The 4,850-nt window shown below is 69.9% G+C and carries 5 protein-coding genes; all 5 read right to left on the bottom strand.

What is annotated here, in order from left to right; all coding sequences use genetic code 11:
* Window positions 1-2 precede the first annotated feature (2 nt).
* Window positions 3-605 (bottom strand): nucleotide exchange factor GrpE, encoded by a 603-nt coding sequence (locus D7V93_RS37985; RefSeq protein ID WP_120647973.1) that lies wholly within the window; start codon window positions 603-605, stop codon window positions 3-5.
* A gap of 85 nt (window positions 606-690) precedes the next feature.
* Window positions 691-939, bottom strand: coding sequence for an RNA polymerase sigma factor region1.1 domain-containing protein (locus tag D7V93_RS37980; protein WP_120647972.1), 249 nt, complete (start codon window positions 937-939; stop codon window positions 691-693).
* Between the two features lie 134 nt (window positions 940-1,073).
* Complete coding sequence (ftsH, locus tag D7V93_RS37975) at window positions 1,074-3,122, bottom strand: ATP-dependent zinc metalloprotease FtsH (protein WP_372338400.1); 2,049 nt, start codon at window positions 3,120-3,122, stop codon at window positions 1,074-1,076.
* Window positions 3,123-3,271: 149 nt separating this feature from the next.
* Window positions 3,272-4,210 (bottom strand): hypothetical protein, encoded by a 939-nt coding sequence (locus tag D7V93_RS37970; RefSeq protein WP_120647970.1) that lies wholly within the window; start codon window positions 4,208-4,210, stop codon window positions 3,272-3,274.
* A gap of 2 nt (window positions 4,211-4,212) precedes the next feature.
* Window positions 4,213-4,620, bottom strand: a complete 408-nt coding sequence (locus D7V93_RS37965; protein ID WP_120647969.1) for a (deoxy)nucleoside triphosphate pyrophosphohydrolase — start codon at window positions 4,618-4,620, stop codon at window positions 4,213-4,215.
* Window positions 4,621-4,850: the final 230 nt, after the last annotated feature.

Here is a 4,850-nt window from a genome sequence, read left to right as displayed (position 1 = left end):
CGTCAGGCCTGGGCCGGGGCCACGTACCGGGCCACCTTCACCCGGGCGGGGCGGATGATCCGGTCCTTGAGGCGGTAGCCCGCGCGGACCTCGGCGACGACCTTCTGGTCCTCTTCCTGGACGGGGGTGATCTCCATGTCCGCCGCCTCGGCCACGTTCGGATCATACGGGCGGCCCACCACTTCGATGCGCTCGATGCCGGTGGACTGGGCCTTGGCGAGGAGGCTCTCTCGGATCATCCGCACGCCCTTGGCCAGCGGCGAGGCGTCCTGGTGGCTGGCGGCCAGCGCCAGGTCCAGCTCGTCGATGGCCTCCAGCAGCGTGCCGGCCACGTTGCCGCGCTCCACGTCCAACATCCGCTCGCGCTCGCGCGTCAGCCGCTGCTTGAACTCCTCGCGGTCCTTGTTGAGGTCCTGGTAGGCCCGGGCCAGCTCGTTCACCCGGCGGCGGGCCGCCTCCAGCTCCGTCTGGAGCCGGGCCACCTCGCCGTCCTGGGCGGCTTCAGGGCCGGACTCGTCCGGGAAGTCGGTCGAAGAGGCCTCCCCCGCCGCGTTGGCAGAGGACTGCGTCTCCGGGGTCTCGTCGCTGCGGGGCTTGCCGTCCATTGTCGAACCTGCACCAGGGGGTTGAAAGACCGGACCTCAGATGAGCGGCGCGAACGTAACCGCGAGGGCGGCCCTGTCAACGCGCCTAGTGGTTGGAAGGGGCCGACGGTGGGGCCTCGGCCATGAAGCCGTGATCCACCTGCCCCGTCACCTCGTCGATGATCTCCACCTGGGCGGCCCTCAACGAGTAGTAGAGGAGCCACCGCTCGGCGGCTGTCAGCGTCCCCGCAGGCAGCGCCTCCTCGATCTCCTGCACGGTGAGCCGGCCTTCCTTGAGGCCCTTGGCGAACAACGACTTCCGCGCGACGTAGCTCTTCCCAATGCGGTTCTCCACGGCGACGCCTCCTTGCTGCTCCGGTGGTGCTCCGGTGATGCTCCAGGTCTCCCAAAAGTAATTTCGCCCACCGGCCACCGCAGGCTGGCGGTGGATCCGGTGGGCGAAGGTCTGCCCGGAGGGCAGGCAAGCACTCAGGAGTCGAGCTTGCCCTGGGCGTGCTGCGTGGGCGGAACGACGGGCTCGGACTCGGTGCCGCCCACCGGGTGCGCGGAGATGACCGTGCGCGCCTCCGGGTGCAAGAGGCCGCGCTGCGCCAGCACCTTGGGCCCCAGGATGGTGACCATCGCCTCCTCCTCGATGACCTCCGTCGCCAGGAGCCGGGCGGCCAGCGCCTCCACCTTGTCGCGGTTCGCGTTGAGGACCTCGCGGGCGCGGTCCAGCGCCTCGGAGACCATCTTGCGGACCTCGTCGTCGATCATCCGCGCCGTCTGTTCGGAGTAGCTGCGCGACTCCGGCAGGGCCGCGGACCTCAGGAAGCCCGGACCCTGTTCGCTGCTCAGCGCCACCGGACCCAGGCTGCTCATGCCGTAGTCGCGGACCATCATCTTGGCGATCTCCGTCGCCTGCTTGATGTCGTTGGACGCGCCCGTGGACACCTCGCCGATGAAGATCTCCTCCGCGGCCCGGCCGCCCATCATCCCCGCCATCTTGTCGCGCAGCTCATCCACGGACATGAGGTAGCGGTCTTCCAGGGGCAGCGACATGGTGTAGCCCAGCGCCGCCAGGCCTCGCGGGATGATGGACACCTTCGTCACCCGCTCGGCGTACGGCAGCATCCAGCCCACCACCGCGTGGCCCGCCTCGTGGTGCGCGACGATCTCCTTCTCGCGCTCGTTCATGCGGCGGTTCTTCTTCTCCAGGCCCGCCACCACGCGCTCGATGGCCTCCTCGAAGTCCGCCCGCATCACCGCGTCGCGGTTCTTGCGCGCGGCGAGCAGCGCCGCCTCGTTCACCACGTTGGCCAGGTCCGCGCCGGCGAAGCCCGGCGTGCGGGAAGCAATCTGCTTGAGGTCCACGTCCGCGCCCAGCTTGACGCCCTTGGCGTGGATCTCCAGCACCCGCTCGCGGCCGCGCTTGTCCGGACGGTCCACCAGCACCTGTCGGTCGAAGCGGCCCGGGCGCATCAGCGCGCTGTCCAGGATCTCCGGACGGTTGGTCGCCGCCAGGATGATGAGGCCCGCGCGGCTGTCGAAGCCGTCCATCTCCGCGAGCAGCTGGTTGAGCGTCTGCTCGCGCTCGTCATGGCCGCCGGCCACGCCCGCGTTGCGGCTCTTGCCGATGGCGTCCAGCTCGTCGATGAAGATGATGCACGGCGCCTTGGCCGTGGCCTGGGCGAAGAGGTCGCGGACCCGCGCCGCGCCCACGCCCACGAACATCTCCACGAACTCCGAACCGGAGAGGTTGAAGAACGGCACCCCGGCCTCACCGGCGACGGCGCGGGCCAGCAGCGTCTTGCCCGTGCCCGGAGGGCCGACGAGCAGCACGCCCTTGGGGATGCGGCCGCCCAGGCGACGGAACTTCTCCGGCGTCTTGAGGAACTCGACGATCTCCCGAAGCTCGTCCACGGCCTCGTCGACGCCGGCCACGTCCTTGAAGCCCACGCCGGTGTCGTTCTCCGCCTGGACCTTCGCGCGCGTCTTGCCGAAGCTCATGACGCTCTGCGGACCCTGGCCCATGCCGCCGGACATCCGGCGCATCATGAAGCTCCAGAAGAGGATCAGCAGGCCCATGGGGATGAGCCAGATCCACAACACTTCGCTGAAGCTCGACTGCGGCACGGCCTCGAACTGGATGCCCTTCTGCTCCAGCAGGGGCACCAGGCCCTCGTCACCCGGGACGCGGTAGGCCATCCACGGCAGGGCGCTCGGCTCGCTGCGCAGCGTGCCCCGCTCCCCCGAAGGAGGCGGCTGGGCATTGTCCTTGAGGAAACCCTTCACCCACTCGTTGGAGATCTGCACCCGGCTGAACTGGCCGTTCTCCACCGCGTCGCGCAGTTGGCTGTACGACACCCGGCGAACACCCGCGTCCTGAAACACGTTCCTGAACAGCAGGAACCCCAGCACGAGCAGGAGGATGTAGCCCAGTGGTGAGCCGAACTTGAACCCACCTTTCGTGGGTGTTGGCTTGTCGCTCTTCTTTCCGCGCGGGCCCATCCCCGGCGGCAGATCCTGTGGCTTCATCGTCGGCACGCTCGCCCTCCCCCTCCCCCGTACACACAGACACCATGTCGTGTGACGGTTCCCTTAGCCGGCCAAAGATGGTCACCCCCGGCAACCCGTCAACCGGCGCGCATGACGCGATGACAACTGAGGTGTGCTGGAGTGTCAGGTCAGCGGCAATCCACGCGGACCAGGGGCTCCCCCGTGAACTCGCTGCCCAGCAGGTAGCCGCGGCCGTCCTGTAGAAAGGTAATGGCCTCGGCCTGGGCCTGGCTGGCGCCGGGCACTTCCACCACCTGGCCCTGGATCAGATCCTCCAGGCGCTTCGCGTCCTTGCGGCGCACCTCCCAGACGCGCGTGTACGTGCGCACCAGCAGGCGCTCTCCGGACGGGTGCAGCGCGGCGCCGGTGGACAGCCGGTCCACGTCCTCCGGGACGCGCAGGGTGCCCAGCTTCGTGGCCTTGCCCGTGCCGCCCGGCTTGAGCCCCTCCACTTCGTAGAGGTCGCCCAGCGAGGCGCGCGTCTTCGTGAGCACCGCGATGCGGCCGGAGCGCGCGTCGAGGATCAGCGACTCGGCGTCATGCGGGCCGTCCACGTAGGTGAAGGGCAGCGCCTCCACGGGGAGCGTGGCGTTGGCGACGGTGGCGGGCTCCGCGAACCGGAAGAGGCGGACCTCCTTGCGGCGCTCGAAGTTGTCGCCGGTGTCCGCGAGGAAGACGCAGGTGGCCTTCTCCCCCGGCGCGCACGGCCCCACCGCCACGTCCTCGATGTCGCGCGGATCCGCGCCGGTGAGCGTCAGCGTGGCCTTCACCGCGCCCGTCTCGTCCAGGGCGAAGAGCTCGAAGGCGTTGTTGGAGTCGTTGTGTCCCCAGAAGATGCCCGGGTGGCGCTGGCTCGCGGCCAGGCCGGACAGCTCCGGGACCTGCTTGGGCACGGCGCCCGTCTTCTTGCCGTCCGTGTAGAGCAGGCACCCCTCGAGGCCCGTGGCGGGCACCTGGTGGAAGCCGGCGTCCGGCGCGTTGGCGCCGGTGGGGGCGGGGCGGGAGCTGGAGCAGGCCGCGGACAGCAGGAGGCCCGCGACGGCGAGCAAGCGCGAGGGGGTCCGCACGGTCAGTGGTCCAGGTCCAGCAGCCGGGCCAGCGTCTTCGCGTCCGCGTCGGGGAAGCGGTACTGCCCCATCTCCTCCAGGGTCACCCAGCGGTGATCATGCACGCGCACGTGGCGGATCTCCGATTCGGTGGCGCCCAGCTGGCAGCGGAACACCCGGAAGTCGATGTCGTAGGTGGGGTACTCGTGGTGGGTGTGCATCACCTCCTCGAGCACCTCGATGCGCACGCCCATCTCCTCATGAAGTTCGCGGGCGAGCGCCACCGCGTCGTTCTCCCCCTCCTCCACCCGGCCGCCCGGGAACTCCCACAGCAGGGGCAGCGACGCGGTGGGGGGCCGTTGCGTGATGAGGTAGCGACCCATCTCATTCTGGAGCATCGCGCCGACGACTCGCACGTGACGACGGGTCATTCACTTCTCCTCGATGGGTGTCCCAAAAGACGATGGGTGGGGAGCGGCGGCCTAACACAGCGCCTGCCCGGCGCCAATGCCGCACGTCCCCTCCCAAGGGCAGCGTGCGCATGGCCCGGACACGGGGCCACCCCAGGGGGTCCCATTCTCCCGGGCGACCCGGTGCGGCCCCGGCCGGCTCCCCTGGCCTGCCGGAGCCGGCTCGGGGCGGAGCCGGATCAGGGCGGGGT

The sequence above is a fragment of the Corallococcus llansteffanensis genome (assembly GCF_003612055.1).
In the GTDB taxonomy this organism is placed as follows: domain Bacteria; phylum Myxococcota; class Myxococcia; order Myxococcales; family Myxococcaceae; genus Corallococcus; species Corallococcus llansteffanensis.
Note: the sequence above shows the minus strand (reverse complement) of the source record. Positions and strands in the feature narration are given on the sequence as shown.

Coding starts and splice junctions, on each gene's coding strand:
- D7V93_RS37985 (WP_120647973.1), bottom strand. CDS start 605: ATGGACGGCAAGCCCCGCAGCGACGAGACCCCGGAGACGCAGTCCTCT.
- ftsH (WP_372338400.1), bottom strand. CDS start 3,122: ATGAAGCCACAGGATCTGCCGCCGGGGATGGGCCCGCGCGGAAAGAAG.
- D7V93_RS37965 (WP_120647969.1), bottom strand. CDS start 4,620: ATGACCCGTCGTCACGTGCGAGTCGTCGGCGCGATGCTCCAGAATGAG.